This window comes from Catellatospora sp. IY07-71, assembly GCF_018326265.1.
In the GTDB taxonomy this organism is placed as follows: Bacteria; Actinomycetota; Actinomycetes; order Mycobacteriales; family Micromonosporaceae; genus Catellatospora.
In genome coordinates this window covers 1,216,100-1,229,109 of sequence record NZ_AP023360.1, presented here as the reverse complement: position 1 = coordinate 1,229,109, position 13,010 = coordinate 1,216,100, and the positions used below count along the sequence as shown (strand labels likewise).

10 protein-coding genes are annotated in these 13,010 nt (G+C 72.8%); 6 read left to right on the top strand and 4 right to left on the bottom strand.

What is annotated here, in order from left to right:
• Positions 1–21: 21 nt before the first annotated feature.
• A complete protein-coding gene (locus tag CS0771_RS05575) occupies positions 22–2,493 on the bottom strand; it encodes a transglycosylase domain-containing protein (protein ID WP_212845634.1) in 2,472 nt (823 codons plus the stop codon).
• A 529-nt stretch (positions 2,494–3,022) separates the two neighbouring features.
• Here CS0771_RS05575 and CS0771_RS05570 point away from each other — a divergent pair.
• On the top strand, positions 3,023–3,319 hold the full coding sequence (locus tag CS0771_RS05570; RefSeq protein ID WP_203699140.1) for a WhiB family transcriptional regulator: 297 nt from the start codon (positions 3,023–3,025) through the stop codon (positions 3,317–3,319).
• 115 nt (positions 3,320–3,434) lie between these two features.
• On the opposite strand, the gene CS0771_RS05565 is transcribed toward CS0771_RS05570, so the two are convergent.
• From CS0771_RS05565 to CS0771_RS05555, 3 genes are read right to left on the bottom strand one after another with little or no spacing between them, the layout of a single operon-like run.
• Entirely contained in the window at positions 3,435–4,559 is a 1,125-nt protein-coding gene (locus CS0771_RS05565; protein ID WP_212840064.1) for an ArsA-related P-loop ATPase, read from the bottom strand.
• 9 nt (positions 4,560–4,568) lie between these two features.
• A complete protein-coding gene (locus CS0771_RS05560) occupies positions 4,569–5,555 on the bottom strand; it encodes an ArsA-related P-loop ATPase (RefSeq protein ID WP_212845633.1) in 987 nt (328 codons plus the stop codon).
• 23 nt (positions 5,556–5,578) lie between these two features.
• Positions 5,579–6,418, bottom strand: coding sequence for a DUF4878 domain-containing protein (locus CS0771_RS05555; RefSeq protein WP_212840063.1), 840 nt, complete (start codon positions 6,416–6,418; stop codon positions 5,579–5,581).
• 136 nt (positions 6,419–6,554) lie between these two features.
• On the opposite strand from CS0771_RS05555, the gene CS0771_RS05550 reads away from it, so the two are divergent.
• The 5 genes from CS0771_RS05550 to CS0771_RS05530 all read left to right on the top strand — a co-directional run bounded on the left by CS0771_RS05550 (position 6,555) and on the right by CS0771_RS05530 (position 13,010).
• On the top strand, positions 6,555–6,716 hold the full coding sequence (locus tag CS0771_RS05550; RefSeq protein WP_203745660.1) for a DUF4177 domain-containing protein: 162 nt from the start codon (positions 6,555–6,557) through the stop codon (positions 6,714–6,716).
• Between the two features lie 37 nt (positions 6,717–6,753).
• Entirely contained in the window at positions 6,754–7,215 is a 462-nt protein-coding gene (locus tag CS0771_RS05545; RefSeq protein ID WP_203745661.1) for a RidA family protein, read from the top strand.
• A 252-nt stretch (positions 7,216–7,467) separates the two neighbouring features.
• Positions 7,468–8,538: an IS110 family transposase gene (locus CS0771_RS05540; protein ID WP_212840062.1), complete on the top strand. Its 1,071-nt coding sequence runs from the start codon at positions 7,468–7,470 to the stop codon at positions 8,536–8,538.
• A 151-nt stretch (positions 8,539–8,689) separates the two neighbouring features.
• A complete protein-coding gene (locus tag CS0771_RS05535; protein ID WP_212840061.1) occupies positions 8,690–9,391 on the top strand; it encodes an MBL fold metallo-hydrolase in 702 nt (233 codons plus the stop codon).
• 7 nt (positions 9,392–9,398) lie between these two features.
• Positions 9,399–13,010, top strand: coding sequence for an adenylate/guanylate cyclase domain-containing protein (locus tag CS0771_RS05530; RefSeq protein WP_212840060.1), 3,612 nt, complete (start codon positions 9,399–9,401; stop codon positions 13,008–13,010).

Here is a 13,010-nt window from a genome sequence, read left to right as displayed (position 1 = left end):
GGGCCTCCGGTGTCTGTGCGGTCAGCCGCCGATGGTCTCGCGGCCCGTGATGAACACCGCGGGCAACAGCCAGTCGAGGAAGCCCCGGTTGCCGTTGCCACCGTTGCCGGGCCCGCCGCCGGTGCCGGGGCCCGGCGGGTTGCCCGGTGTGCCGGCGCCGCTGCCGTTGCTGACCTGGATCACGACCACGCCGCCCTTGATGGTCCGGCCCGAGGGCGTGGTGCCCGCCACGGTGCCCTTCGGGCACTTGGAGGCGACCTCTTCGGGCGCGACGCTGACCTCGAAGCCCCGGTTCTTGAGGATGCTCTTGGCCTCCGCCACGGGCTTGCACTCCACGTTCGGGATCGACACCTGGTCGCCGTCCGCGATCTTCTTCGACGGCTTGGCGAACTGCATCGTCGGCTTGCCCTTCATGGCGTCGCGCAGCGCGTACTGCACGGCCGGGTTGACGATGCTGTGCGACATGCCGCCGTTGTGCGCGTAGTCCGGGTCGGTGAGGAAGCCCGAGATGGTCAGCTGGCGGGTGGACAGGGTCAGCGTCACCGACTTCGAGCCGTCGGTGGTGCCGGTCTTGCCCATGATCGGCTTGCCGACGATGCCGCGGGAGGCCTGGTTGGTGGTGCGCCCGTTGCAGTCGTTGTACGCCGAGCGGTCGCCACCGGGGCAGCGGGCGGCGTCGGTGGCGGCCCGCGCCACGTCCGTCTTGATCACCTGGCTGCAGCGGGGGTCGCCGACGGCCAGCTTGTTGCCCTTGCTGTCGTGGATCGAGACGACCGGCGTCGGCTCGCAGTACTTGCCGTCGGCGACCAGCGTCGCGTACGCGTTGGCCAGCTCCAGCGGCGTGGTCGCCGAGACGCCGAGGACGAACGCGCCCCACTGGTCGGCGTGGTTGGAGTAGTAGAAGTCGTCCTGGTTCGTGCCCGGCTCGTCGTGGAACGTGATGCCCATCTTCTTGGCCGCGTTCACCGTGTTCTGCACGCCGGCCATGATCGCCAGCGGCACGAAGAAGGTGTTGATCGACGCTCCGAACGCCTCCCACATGTTCAGCGGGCCGTAGCCCTTGCCGCTGGCGTTCTTGGCGCAGTAGTAGCCGCCGCAGTTCGCGTCCTTGCCGCTGATCGGGAAGTTCGTGACGAACTTGTCCTTGGCGTCGATCGTGGTGGCCAGCGGGTAGCCCTTCTCCAGGGCGGCGACGATCGAGAAGATCTTGAAGGCCGAGCCCGCCTGGTAGCCGGTGAACCCGTCACCGCCGGTGAGCAGCGGGTTGGTGGTGTTCGGCCGGCTGCCCTTGATGCCCTTGCGCTTCTTGGCCGGGTCGGAGGAGAGCAGGTTCTTCGAATCGTCGATGGAGAACACGCGGTTGACCGCGAGACCCCGCACGTAGCCGGTGCCCGGCTCGACGGCGGCCAGCATGAGCGCCTCGGCGTCCTTGGTGGTGCGGCGCTTGTCCACGTTCTTCTTCATGGCGAGCTGGACGGTCGGGTCGAGCGTGGTGACGATGCGGAAGCCGCCCGACTTCAGGGCACGCTCGCGGTCGTACGCGGTGGCGCCGAACACCTCCTGCTTGTTCCACCAGCGCTGGAAGTAGTCGCAGAAGAAGCCCCAGCTCGGGTTGCCGGTCTGCACGCAGCCGTTCGGGGTGACCTTGCCGACGACCTTGAGCTCTTCCTTCTTGCTCAGGTCGGCCTCGGCCTGGGTCAGCGCGCCGGTGCCCACCATCTCCTGCAGCACGTAGTCGCGTCGGCCGATGGCGATGTCCTTGCCCGTGCCGGTCGAGGCGTTGTAGTCGCCGGGGAACTTCACCAGCGCGGCGAGGAACGCGGCCTCGGCGGCGGTCAGCGCCTTCGGCTCCTTGTCGAAGTACACCTTGGCGGCGGCGTAGATGCCGTACGCGCGGTTGCCGAAGTACGCGGTGTTGATGTACCCGGCGAGGATCTCGTCCTTGGTCATCCGCTGCTCGATGGCCATCGCGTAGCGCATCTCGCGGACCTTGCGCTTGGTGGTGTCCTCGGTGGCGTCCACGACCTCCTGCGCCGTGTCCGCCGAGTACGAGATCGACAGGCGCACGAACTGCATGGTCAGCGTCGAGGCGCCCTGCTGGACGGTGCCGGCCTGCTTGTTCGCGACGAAGGCGCGGGCGATGCCCAGCGCGTCGACGCCGTTGTGCTCGTAGAACTTCTGGTCCTCGGCGGCCAGCACGGCCTTGCGCACGACCTCCGGGATCTCCTCGAACGGCAGCTCGCGCCGGTTCTCGTCGTACATGGTGGCCAGCGGCGTCTTGCCGTCGGCCGCGTACAGGTAGCTGATCTGGGGGGAGCGCTTGACGGTCAGCTCGTCGGGGAGCTTGCCGAACGCGTCGCCCGCGGCCTTCGCGGCCAGTCCGGACATCGCCACCGCGGGGAAGGCGGCCGCGGCGACCACCACTCCGGCGAGCAAGCCGCAAATCAGGAGCGATGCGGCGTTGGCCAGGAGGTTGTGGTCGCGCTTACGCATCAGATTCACCGCCTCAGGTTACGTGAGCAGGTTTCGTCCTCGCGGACCCCACCGTGCCGGGTATGAGCCGCCCGGCTCGGGGTCGCGGGGGAAGACCTCTCCCATGCCCGCAACCGTGCCCGGCGAACGTTCGTTGTCCAAGACGCACGACCCCTGGCGTGTGGTTGCGTTGCCCGGCTGTGAGTTGTCCCCCCGGACGCCACGGCCGCCCCGTCACTCGCATTGCGACGCTCCGTGGAGGGTCGCGGACCCCCGTCCGCGACCCTCCCGCGTGATCGCTGCCTCCGGCGCGTACTCGCAGCTCAGGTATGGCTCAGCGCAGTTAACGACCTTTTTCCGCCATTTTGGCTCACAACGTTGCGTAACCGTCTGACTACGGAGCATGATGGGCGGGCGAGTAACGCACACCGTTCGCGTCGGTTCGGGGGAACCATCGGGGGGATGTGCCCGGCCTTCCGCAGACTTCGGCCTGCGGCGATTCGGGCAGGTCGCGAGCGGTGAGGGGGAACGTCAGGGGGGACGTGGACACATGGGCATGGTCAACGATTGGCCCAGTCTCGCGGCGTGCCGGAACGGAGATCCGGACGCGCTGTTCGTTCAGGGCGCGGAGCAGAACATCGCCAAGAGGGTCTGCCGCGGCTGCCCGGTGCGGTACGAGTGCCTGGCGGACGCACTCGACAACCGCATCGAGTTCGGGGTCTGGGGCGGTATGACCGAGCGGGAGCGCCGCGCACTGCTGCGCCGGCACCCGCACGTGGCGAGTTGGAAGCGCGCCTTCGAGGTAGCCATGCAGGAGCAGGACCGCCGGGAGCTGGTCCGGGCCTGACGTCCGATTGACGAGCCGATGCGCCGTTCGCGCCGTTCCCACGGCGCGGGCGGCGCATCGCTCGTCATGATCGAAACTGCCCTCACGCTGGTCTAACGACGCGGGGGCGACTTGATCACGCGTCTGGCGCGGCCAGTGCGCCGCCGATCTCGCGGAGGCCGGCGAGGTCGTGCACGTCGGTCGGCTGGGCGGGCACGTACGCCACCGGGACGTGCGGGAACTCGTCGGTGAAACCGGTCGACACCTCGGACTCCCGGGCGACCTGCCGCATCAGCAGCGCGTGCACCTCCAGCGCCTGGGCGGTCAGCGCGTGCTCGGCGTGCTCGGCGGTCAGCTTCTCGGCCGCCTCCGCGCTGTCGGCGGCCGACAGCTCCGGCAGCTCCGAGCGGTGCACCCGGTTCAGCACCAGCCCGGCCAGCGGCATGCGCTCGGCACCGAGCCGCTCGGCGAAGTACGCCGCCTCGCGTACCGCATCCGGCTCCGGGGCCGCCACCACGAGGAACGCCGTCTGCGGATCCTGCAGCACGCGGTAGGTCCGGTCGGCGCGCTCGCGGAAGCCGCCGAACGTCGAGTCGAGCGCCGAGACGAACCCGGACAGGTCGCTGAGCAGCTGCGCGCCGAGGATGCGCTGCACCGCCTTGGAGAACACCCCGAACGACGCGGTCACCAGGTTGAACATGCTCCTGCCGCCGGCCCGCGCGGGCACCATCAGCAGCCGCAGCATCTTGCCGTCCAGGAAGCGGCCCAGCCGGGCGGGCGCATCGAGGAAGTCCAGCGCGGAGCGTGACGGCGGGGTGTCCACCACGATCAGGTCCCACCGGTCGGTGTTCCGCAGCTGGCTCAGCTTCTCCATCGCCATGTACTCCTGCGTGCCCGAGAACGTCGAGCTCATAGCCTGGTAGAAGGGGTTGGCGAAGATCTCCCTGGCCCGCTCGGGCGCGGTGTGGGTCAGCACCACCTCGTCGAAGGTGCGCTTCATGTCCAGCATCATGGCGTGCAGCTCGCCGTCCCCGGCCAGCCCTTCCACCGGGCGGGGCGTGTTGTCGAGTTCGGTGAGCCCCAGCGACTGCGCCAGCCGCCGGGCCGGGTCGATGGTCAGCACCACCGTGCGCCGCCCGTGCATCTCGGCGGCGCGCAGCGCCAGCGCGGCGGCCGTCGTGGTCTTGCCGACCCCGCCCGAGCCGCAGCACACCACGATCCGTACACCGGGGTCTGCCAGGAGGGCGTCCACGTCGAGCATGTGCCAAGCCTAAGGGGCGGCGCTCAACAGCTTGGCCAGGTGCTGGACACCGGCCAGGTCGACGCCGTCGGGCAGCAGCGGCAGCTCCATCACCGGCCGCCGCAGCGCCGCCAGCTCGCCGCGCAGCTCCTGCTCCAGGGCATGGCGCGCCTGGTGGTCCTTCGCCTCGGCGAGCAGGGCGGTGACCGTACGCCGGTCGTCGGGCAGGCCCACGGCGGCCAGCCCGCGCTTCAGCTCGGCCTGGGTGAGCCGGTCACCGGCCAGCAGCGGGGGGCGGGCGCAGTTCACGATGACCTTGCCGACGGGGATGTTCAGCGCGGCCAGCTCGCGCAGCGCGTCCGCGGTCTCCTGCACCGGCATCTCCTCCAGCAGGGTGACCAGGTGCACCGACGTCATCGGCGAGCGCAGCAGCGCGGCCACGCCCTCGCTCTGCGACTTGATCGGGCCGAGCTTGGCCAGCTTCGCGGCCTCGGCGGTCACGTTCAGAAAGCGCCCGATCCGGCCCGTCGGCGGGGCGTCGAGCACCACCGCCCGGTATACCCGGCGCCCGCTGTCGTCGGTGCGGGTGGTGGCCTCCTTGACCTTGCCGGTCAGCAGGATGTCGCGCAGGCCAGGGGCCACCGTGGTGGCGAAGTCGATCGCGCCCAGCTTGCGCAGCGCCCGCCCGGCAGCGCCCATCCGGTAGAAGAGCTCGAGGTACTCCAGCAGTGCCTCCTCCGGATCCACCGCGAGCAGGCGTATGTCCACCCCGGCGTCGGGCAGGCGGCGCTCGGCGTAGGGCAGCGGCTCCAGCTCGAACAGCTGCGCCAGGCCCTGTCGGCCCTCCACCTCCACGAGCAGCGTCCGCTGCCCCTGCGCGGCCAGGGCGAAGGCCAGCGCGGCGGCGACGGTGGTCTTGCCGACCCCGCCCTTGCCCGTGACCACATGCAGACGGGCCGGCCAGGCGGTGTCTCGTGCACCGCGATCCTGGGCCGGCCCGTCGTACGCGTCGTTCAGCACCCCTCGATGGTGCCAGGTGGCTACTTCACCTCGCAGACGAACCAGCCTTCGTGCTTGACGAGGATCAATGTGAGCTGCTGCTCCGACATCTTCTCGTCACTGGTGACGAGCTTGATGGTGACCTCGGCGGTCGCCTCCGTCGCGGACTCGCCGGAGATCTTCGGGGTCTCCCAGGTGAAGTCGGCGCCCTTGAGCGCGGAGGTCTCCGCCTTGATCTCGGCGATCTTGGCGTCGATCTCCTTGCGGTCGCGGGCGTCGCCGCAGACCAGCTTCTCGGCCGCGGCGGCGTCGCCGTCCTTGTAGACGGCGGTGAGGAAGCTGGTCGTGGCGTCCTTCGCCGACGCGGCGCCGACCCCCTCGGTGTTACGGGTCAGCAGGACGTACGCGGTGATGCCGCCGCCGCACAGCAGCAGCAGGACGCCGAGCACGATGCCGATGATCAGCGGCGCCTTGCTCTTCTTCACCGGGGCGGGCGGGAAGCCGGGCGCGCCCGGGTACGGCGCGGCGGGGTAGCCGGGCTGTCCCGGCACGTACGGCGGCTGACCGGCGGCCGGGTAGGCGGGCTGGCCCGAGGTCGGGTAGGCCGGCTGGCCCGAGGTCGGGTACGCGGCCGTGGGCGTGGTGAAGGCGGGAGTGCCCGAGACGGGGGTCGGCGCGCCCGACACCGGCGCGGCCGGGGCCGGCTCGGCCGGGGCCTGCGGCGGCGTCACCGGGGTGGTCGGCGGCAGCGGCACGGCCGGCTGCGGAGCGGTCGGCGGCGTCACCGCGGCGGACGCGAACGGGTCGGCAGGCGGCGGGTACGCGGCCTGGCCCGGCGTCTGCGGCGCCGTGGGCTGCTGGTCGTCGGTCGGCTGGGTCATCTGATCTCCCCTGGTCCCTCTCACGGAGCCGCGACACACCTGGCTGCCCCCGCGGCGGCTCAGCTTAACCGCACCTGGCACGACCTCGCAGTAGGGATCGACCTGCGAGATCTTGGGAGCACGTTAGGTTATGCCCATGACGAAGTGGGAGTACGCCACCGTGCCGCTGCTGGTCCACGCGACCAAGCAGATCCTCGACACCTGGGGCGCCGACGGCTGGGAGCTGGTGCAGGTCGTGCCCGGCCCCAACAACCCCGAGCAGCTGGTGGCCTACCTGAAGCGGCCGAAGGCCGACTGAGCGCGATCCGCGGGGGACCGCGGCGAAGGAGACAAAGATGTCTGACCCGTACGAGAAGCTCGCCGAGCTGGGCCTGAAGGTGCCCGAGGTGGTGCCGCCGGTGGCGGCGTACGTGCCCGCGGTGCGCTCCGGCAACCACGTGTACGTATCCGGCCAGCTGCCCATGGCGGACGGCAAGCTGCTCGCCACCGGCAAGGTCGGCGCCGAGATCACCGCCGAGCAGGCGAAAGAGCTGGCCGCCCGATGCGCCCTCAACGGCCTGGCCGCACTTGAATGGCTGGTCGGCCTGGACAAGGTCGTCCGGATAGTCAAGGTCGTCGGTTTCGTGGCCTCCGCGCCCGGCTTCAGCGGCCAGCCCGGCGTCATCAACGGCGCGTCGGAGCTGTTCGGCGCGGTGTTCGGGGAGAGCGGCAAGCACGCCCGCAGCGCCGTCGGCGTGGGCGAGCTCCCGCTGAACGCCCCCGTCGAGGTCGAGCTGATCGCCGAGGTCCGCGACTGACAGTGAGGATGTTTGGTGAGTCCTCGCTTCGGTGAGGATGAGTAGCAGCCCTTCCGGCCCGGTCTGACCCGGCGACTGACTGACCTCGGGTCCTTAACGGGATCTGTCGGCCGTGGCCGGGAGGGCTGCTCGTGCACCGCCGGACGTGGCTTCGTGACCTCATAGGAGCCTGGCTGAGGGGCCCCATCACTGTCTTGTCCGCCTGCCCGGCCGGCGCGTGCCGCCCTCACCCGGTCGCACGGAAGGACGGACATGTCCACCATCGCACAAGCAGCCCTCGACGTCACCGGTGGCGTCGACACCCACGCCGACACCCACGTGGCCGCCGCGATCGACTCCGCGGGCAGGTTGTTGGGGTCAGCCCAGTTCCCCGCCGACCAGCACGGATACGCCGCACTGCTGGACTGGCTGACCGGCCACGGCCGCCTGGTCGAGGTCGGCGTCGAAGGAACCGGCGCCTACGGCGCGGGCCTGGCCCGCCACCTGAGCGCCCGAGGCGTGAAGGTGGTCGAGGTCGACCGGCCCGACCGCAAGACCCGCCGCTTCCAAGGCAAATCCGACCCGATCGACGCCGAGGCCGCCGCCCGCGCCGCCCTGGCCGGACGCGCCACCGGCACCCCCAAGACCCGAGACGGCCACGTCGAGGCCCTACGCGCCCTGCACGTGGCCCGCCGCAGCGCCGTCAAACAACGCGCCGCCGTCCAGACCCAGATGCGCACCCTGGTCGTCACCGCACCCGAAATCCTGCGCCGGCAGCTGCGCAGCCTGACCGCAGCCACATTCATCACCACCTGCGCCGCGCTCACCCCCGACCCCGCCACCGCGGCCGATCCCGCCACCGCCGCCATGATCGCGCTACGCGGCCTGGCCCGACGCCACCAGCACCTGTCCGCGGAGATCACCGACCTTGACGCGCTGATCGAGCCCCTGGTCGCCGCGATCAACCCCGCGCTGCTGGCCGTCAACGGCGTCGGCCCGGACGTCGCAGCACAGTTGCTGGTCACCGCGGGCGACAATCCCGACCGGCTCACCAGCGACGCCGCGTTCGCGATGCTCTGCGGCGTCGCCCCACTACCGGCATCGTCTGGCAAGACCCGCCGCTACGGTCTCAACCGCGGCGGCGACCGCGACGCCAACTGCGCCCTCTACCGCATCGCCATGTGCCGCCTGCGCTGGAACCCACGCACACGCACCTACGCCGACCAGCGCACCAAGCAGGGCTTGAGCAAGAAAGAGATCATCCGCTGCCTCAAGCGCTATATCGCACGCGAGATCTTCCCGATACTTACCGCTCCACGAAACGATCTTCAAGTCGTGGCTTGACATCCATAGGAGCATCCCCGCGCGCTTGCGAACGCTTCGGCCCGTCCGGGTGAACCGGGCGGGCCGACGCGTATCCGGCACCGGCCGGCGCCCGGAGTCGGGTCTGCGGCGGCAGGTGGTGGGCGGCCGGTGGATCAGTAGAGTTCTCGGCATGACGGCGCGGCTGCACTCCGAGCTTCTCCCCGGCTGGGTGACCTGGCTGCGGGCGCCCAACCCCGGCCCGATGACCCTCGACGGCACGAACACCTGGCTGCTGGACGACGGCACCGTCATCGACCCGGGGCCGGACGACCTCGCCCACCTGGAGGCGATCATCGAGGCGGGGCCGGTCCGCCGCATTCTGTTCACACACGGCCACCCGGATCACGTGGACGGCGTCACCACGCTGCTCGCGCTGACCGGGGCGAGCGTGGGCGAGGTGCCCGACTGGCTGACCGAGCTGCCCACACCGGGGCACACCACGGACTCCGTCTGCTTCGTCGCCGAGCGCGACGGGCAGCGCGTGGTCTTCACCGGGGACACCATCCTCGGCCGCGGCAGCAGCGTGGTGGCGTGGCCCGACGGCGACGTGGCGGCGTATCTGGCGAGCCTGGACGTGCTGGCCGGATACGACGTGCCGGGCCTGCCGGGGCACGGGCCGGTGCTGCCCGACTGCGCGGCGGCGGCCCGCTGGCTGCGCGACCACCGGCTGGAGCGCCTCGACCAGGTGCGCGCCGCGCTGAAGCAGGGCGCACGCACCCCCGAGGACGTGGTGAACGTGGTCTACGCCGACGTCGACCCGGCGATCAGGTTCGCGGCGGAGTGGACCGTGCGGGCACAACTCGCCTACCTCGAAACGTTGAGCGAGCTGTGAACGCCCTATGACCTGCCCTGTCTGCGGGACCGTCCCGGTGCCGGCGGCCCGCTTCTGCCACCACTGCGGCGCGGCGCTGCCCGCGGCGGCGACGCTGCCCGCGACCGAGCGCCGCGTGGTCACCGTGCTCTTCGGCGACCTGTCGGACTTCACCTCGTGGTCGGAGGAGCTGGACCCGGAGCGGGTCGGCGCGGTGACCGACCGGGTGCTGTCCGCGCTGGCCGGGGCGGTGAAGACGTTCGGCGGGCACGTGGACAAGCTGACCGGCGACGGCATCATGGCGGTGTTCGGGGCGCCGGTCGCGCACGAGGACGACGCCGAGCGGGCGGTGCGGGCGGCGCTGTCGATGCAGCGCGCGGTGCGCCGGGTGCTGGACGACGAGCGGGGCGGCAGCGCCCCGACCGGCCTGCGGCTGGGCATCAACACCGGGCCGGTGGTCGCGGGCGTGCAGGCGGGCCTGGAGTACACGGTCATCGGCGACACGGTGAACACCGCCGCCCGGCTGGCCGACGCGGCCGCGGTGGGCGCGGTCTACGCGGGCGCGCGCACCGTCGCGGCGACCGGGTCGGTGGCGGGCTGGCGCAACCTGCGGCCGCTGCGGCTCAAGGGCAAGCGCGAGCCGGTCGAGACGTACGAGCTGCTGGGCCTGCACGACGCCCGGGGCAGCCGGGCGGGGCTGGGCGAGGAGGGCCCGTTCGTGGGCCGCGAGGCCGAGCTGGGCCGGGTCGCCGGCCGCCTGGCCGAGGTCGTCGACCGGGACGAGCCGCGGGTGCTGGTGTTCACGGCCGAGGCGGGCATCGGCAAGACCAGGTTCGCGTCCGAGGTCGAGCGCTTCGCCAACGGGTATGAGGTCAGCGCGGGCCGCTTCGCGGCGCGTACGCAGGCGCGTGTGCTGTCGGTGCGCTGTGCCGCATACGGCGAGCGCCGCCGGCTGGCGCCGCTGTCCGACCTGGTCCGGCTGGCCGTCGGCCTGCCCGCGGACAGCTCGACGGCGGTCACCAGGGCGGTCGCCGAGGAGCGGCTGCGCCGCCTCACCACCCGGCTGACCCAGCGCAGCGAGCCCGGCAAGCCGGTCAGCGTGGACGTGGACGCGCTGCTGTCGCTGCTCGGTTACGCCGACCCGACCGAGCTGGCGCAGTGGCACGGCATGTCCGGGGACGACCCGGAGCAGCCGGGCCGGGAGACCGCGACGCTCGCGGTGGCCGTGGCGCGCCTGCTGGACGCGCTGGCCACCGAGTCGCCGCTGGCCGTGATCGTGGACGACCTGCACGACGGCACCCCGGAGACGCTGGACGCGCTCGGCGTCGCGCTGGAGGAGCTGACCGGGCCGGTGCTGGTGCTGCTGCTGGGCCGCCCCGAGCTGGTGCGCCGGGCGGGCCAGCTGACCCGGGTCGCCGACGCCGAGGCGCTCACCCTGCCGCCGCTGCGCGGCGCGGACGCGGCGCGGCTGCTCACCGCATACCTCAAGGGCGGCCGGCTGCCGCAGGCCGACGAGGACCGGCTGCTCACCACCGCCCAGGGCAACCCGTTCTACCTCGCCGAGCTGACCACGCTGCTGATGGAGCGCGGGGCGCTGGTGAAGGCGGGCGCGCAGTGGCGGCTGACGCCCGGTTCGCTGGGCAACCAGCTGCTGTCCCGGGACCTGGCCGCGGTGCTCGCGGCCCGCATCGACGCGCTGCCCGTCGAGGCGCGCGCGGTGCTGCGCGACGCGGCCGTGGTCGGCGACACCGTGCCCGCAGGGGCGCTGGAGGCGCTGCGCGAGCGGCGGTCCACCCGCGACGGCCGCCCGGCCGCCGTGGTCGCGGTCGAGCTGGAGCGGGCGATCGACGAGCTGCTGCAGCGCCGCATGCTGCGCCGGGTGCGGGGCGGCTTCGCGTTCGCCACCCCGCTGCTGCGCGAGGCCGCGTACGGCGGCGTGGGCAAGGCCGACCTCGCCGACCGGCACGCGTTCCTGGCCCGCTGGGCCGCGCCCGGCCAGCCGCCGCTGGCGGTGTCGTCGGGACGGACCGTGGCGGGCCTGTCCGGGGTGACCGACGCCGTGCGCGACGCGTTCGTGGCCGAGCATGCCGAGCGCGCCACCCGGCTGGCCGACGCGGTCCGGCTGCGCCCTGACGTGCCCGCGCGGCAGGTCGGGCCGCTGGGCGTGGCGGCGCTGGGCCGGGCGGCCCGGCGCGCGGGCCAGGCCGGCGAGCCCGCCGAGGCGGTCGGCTACGGCGAGCGCGCGGCCCGGCTGGCTCCCGGCGCGCTGCCCCTGCCGGACCGGCTGGTCCATGCCCGGTCGCTGCTGCAATACGGCCGGATCGCCGAGGCGCTGCACGACGCCGAGAAGCTGGTCGCCGACGCCACCGACGATCCGCGCACCCGGGCCGGTGGCCTGCTGCTGGCCGGGCGGGCGCACGTGGCGCAGGGGGACCCGGGCCACGCCTACCGGCTGTGGTCGGAGGCGCTGACCACGGCCACCGACGCCGAGCTGCCGGGGGAGCGCGCGGAGGCGATGCGCCGCCTGGGCATGGCCGACTTCCTGGGCGGGCGGCTGGGCGACGCGTCCAGCCGCTTCGCCGGGGCGTACCAGATCGCGGTTTCCGCGGGCGACCGCAAGTCGCAGGCCTGGTCGCTGCAGAACCTGGCCTGGGTGACCACCACCCGGGGCGACTTCGCCGGGGCCGACGCGGCGCTGGCCCGCGCGGCGCGGCTGTTCGCCGAGACCAAGGACCCGGTGGGCCGGGCCTGGCTGCGCGGCACCTCCGCGTTCGCCCGGCTGCTGTCCGGCCGGCTGACCGAGGCGCTGCGGCTGGCGCACGTGTTCCTGCCGTTCGGCGAGCGGGTCGGCGAGGCGTGGGCGGTGGGCACGCTGCGCGCGGTGGCCGCGTTCGCCGCCGCCGAGCTGGGCGAGCTGGGCGAGGCCGACCGCGAGGCGCGCCGCGCCTACCGCGACTTCGCCGCCGCGAAGGACACCTGGGGACGCGGGTTCGCCCTGGTCGCCCGGGGGGTGGTGGCGCGCGGGCTGGGGGAGTACGGCCACGCCGAGGACCTGCTCGGCGAGGCCCTGCAGGAGGGGGAGAAGGTCGGGCACCCGCTGCTGGTCGGCATGGCCGGCACGGTGCGCGGCTTCGTGGCGCTGGACCGGGGCGACCCGGAGGCGGCCGAGCTGGACGCCCGCTCGGTGCTGACCATGGTCTCGCCGTACGGCGTGCTCGACCCGGCCCGGGTGGGACCGCGCGCGCTGCTGGGCGCGGCCCGGCTCGCGGCGGGCGACACGGCGATGGCGGTCCGGCTGCTCACCCCGGTCGCGGCCGCCCCGCACGCGCCGTCGATGCTCTACTCGCGCCGCCAGGGCGTGGCGCTGTACGCCGACGCGCTGCTGGCCGCCGGGCAGGTCGAGGAAGCGCTGACCGCCGCGGAGCTGGCCGAGTCGCTGCCCGCGGTGGACGTGCGCAGCCGGGTGCGGTCCGCCGCCACGTACGCCCGGGTCCTCGCCGCGGCCGGGCGAGACGCGGAGGCGCTGGTCGCGGCGGAGCGAGCCCGCTCGATCGCGGAGGGCACGCAGCAGGCGAGCGAACGTGCCGTTGCATTGGCGACATGGGGTGCCGTGACCGAAGGGCGAGGCGCTACCGTCTAG

Coding starts and splice junctions, on each gene's coding strand:
- CS0771_RS05575 (WP_212845634.1), bottom strand. CDS start 2,493: ATGCGTAAGCGCGACCACAACCTCCTGGCCAACGCCGCATCGCTCCTG.
- CS0771_RS05570 (WP_203699140.1), top strand. CDS start 3,023: ATGGGCATGGTCAACGATTGGCCCAGTCTCGCGGCGTGCCGGAACGGA.
- CS0771_RS05565 (WP_212840064.1), bottom strand. CDS start 4,559: ATGCTCGACGTGGACGCCCTCCTGGCAGACCCCGGTGTACGGATCGTG.
- CS0771_RS05555 (WP_212840063.1), bottom strand. CDS start 6,418: ATGACCCAGCCGACCGACGACCAGCAGCCCACGGCGCCGCAGACGCCG.
- CS0771_RS05550 (WP_203745660.1), top strand. CDS start 6,555: ATGACGAAGTGGGAGTACGCCACCGTGCCGCTGCTGGTCCACGCGACC.
- CS0771_RS05545 (WP_203745661.1), top strand. CDS start 6,754: ATGTCTGACCCGTACGAGAAGCTCGCCGAGCTGGGCCTGAAGGTGCCC.
- CS0771_RS05540 (WP_212840062.1), top strand. CDS start 7,468: ATGTCCACCATCGCACAAGCAGCCCTCGACGTCACCGGTGGCGTCGAC.
- CS0771_RS05535 (WP_212840061.1), top strand. CDS start 8,690: ATGACGGCGCGGCTGCACTCCGAGCTTCTCCCCGGCTGGGTGACCTGG.
- CS0771_RS05530 (WP_212840060.1), top strand. CDS start 9,399: ATGACCTGCCCTGTCTGCGGGACCGTCCCGGTGCCGGCGGCCCGCTTC.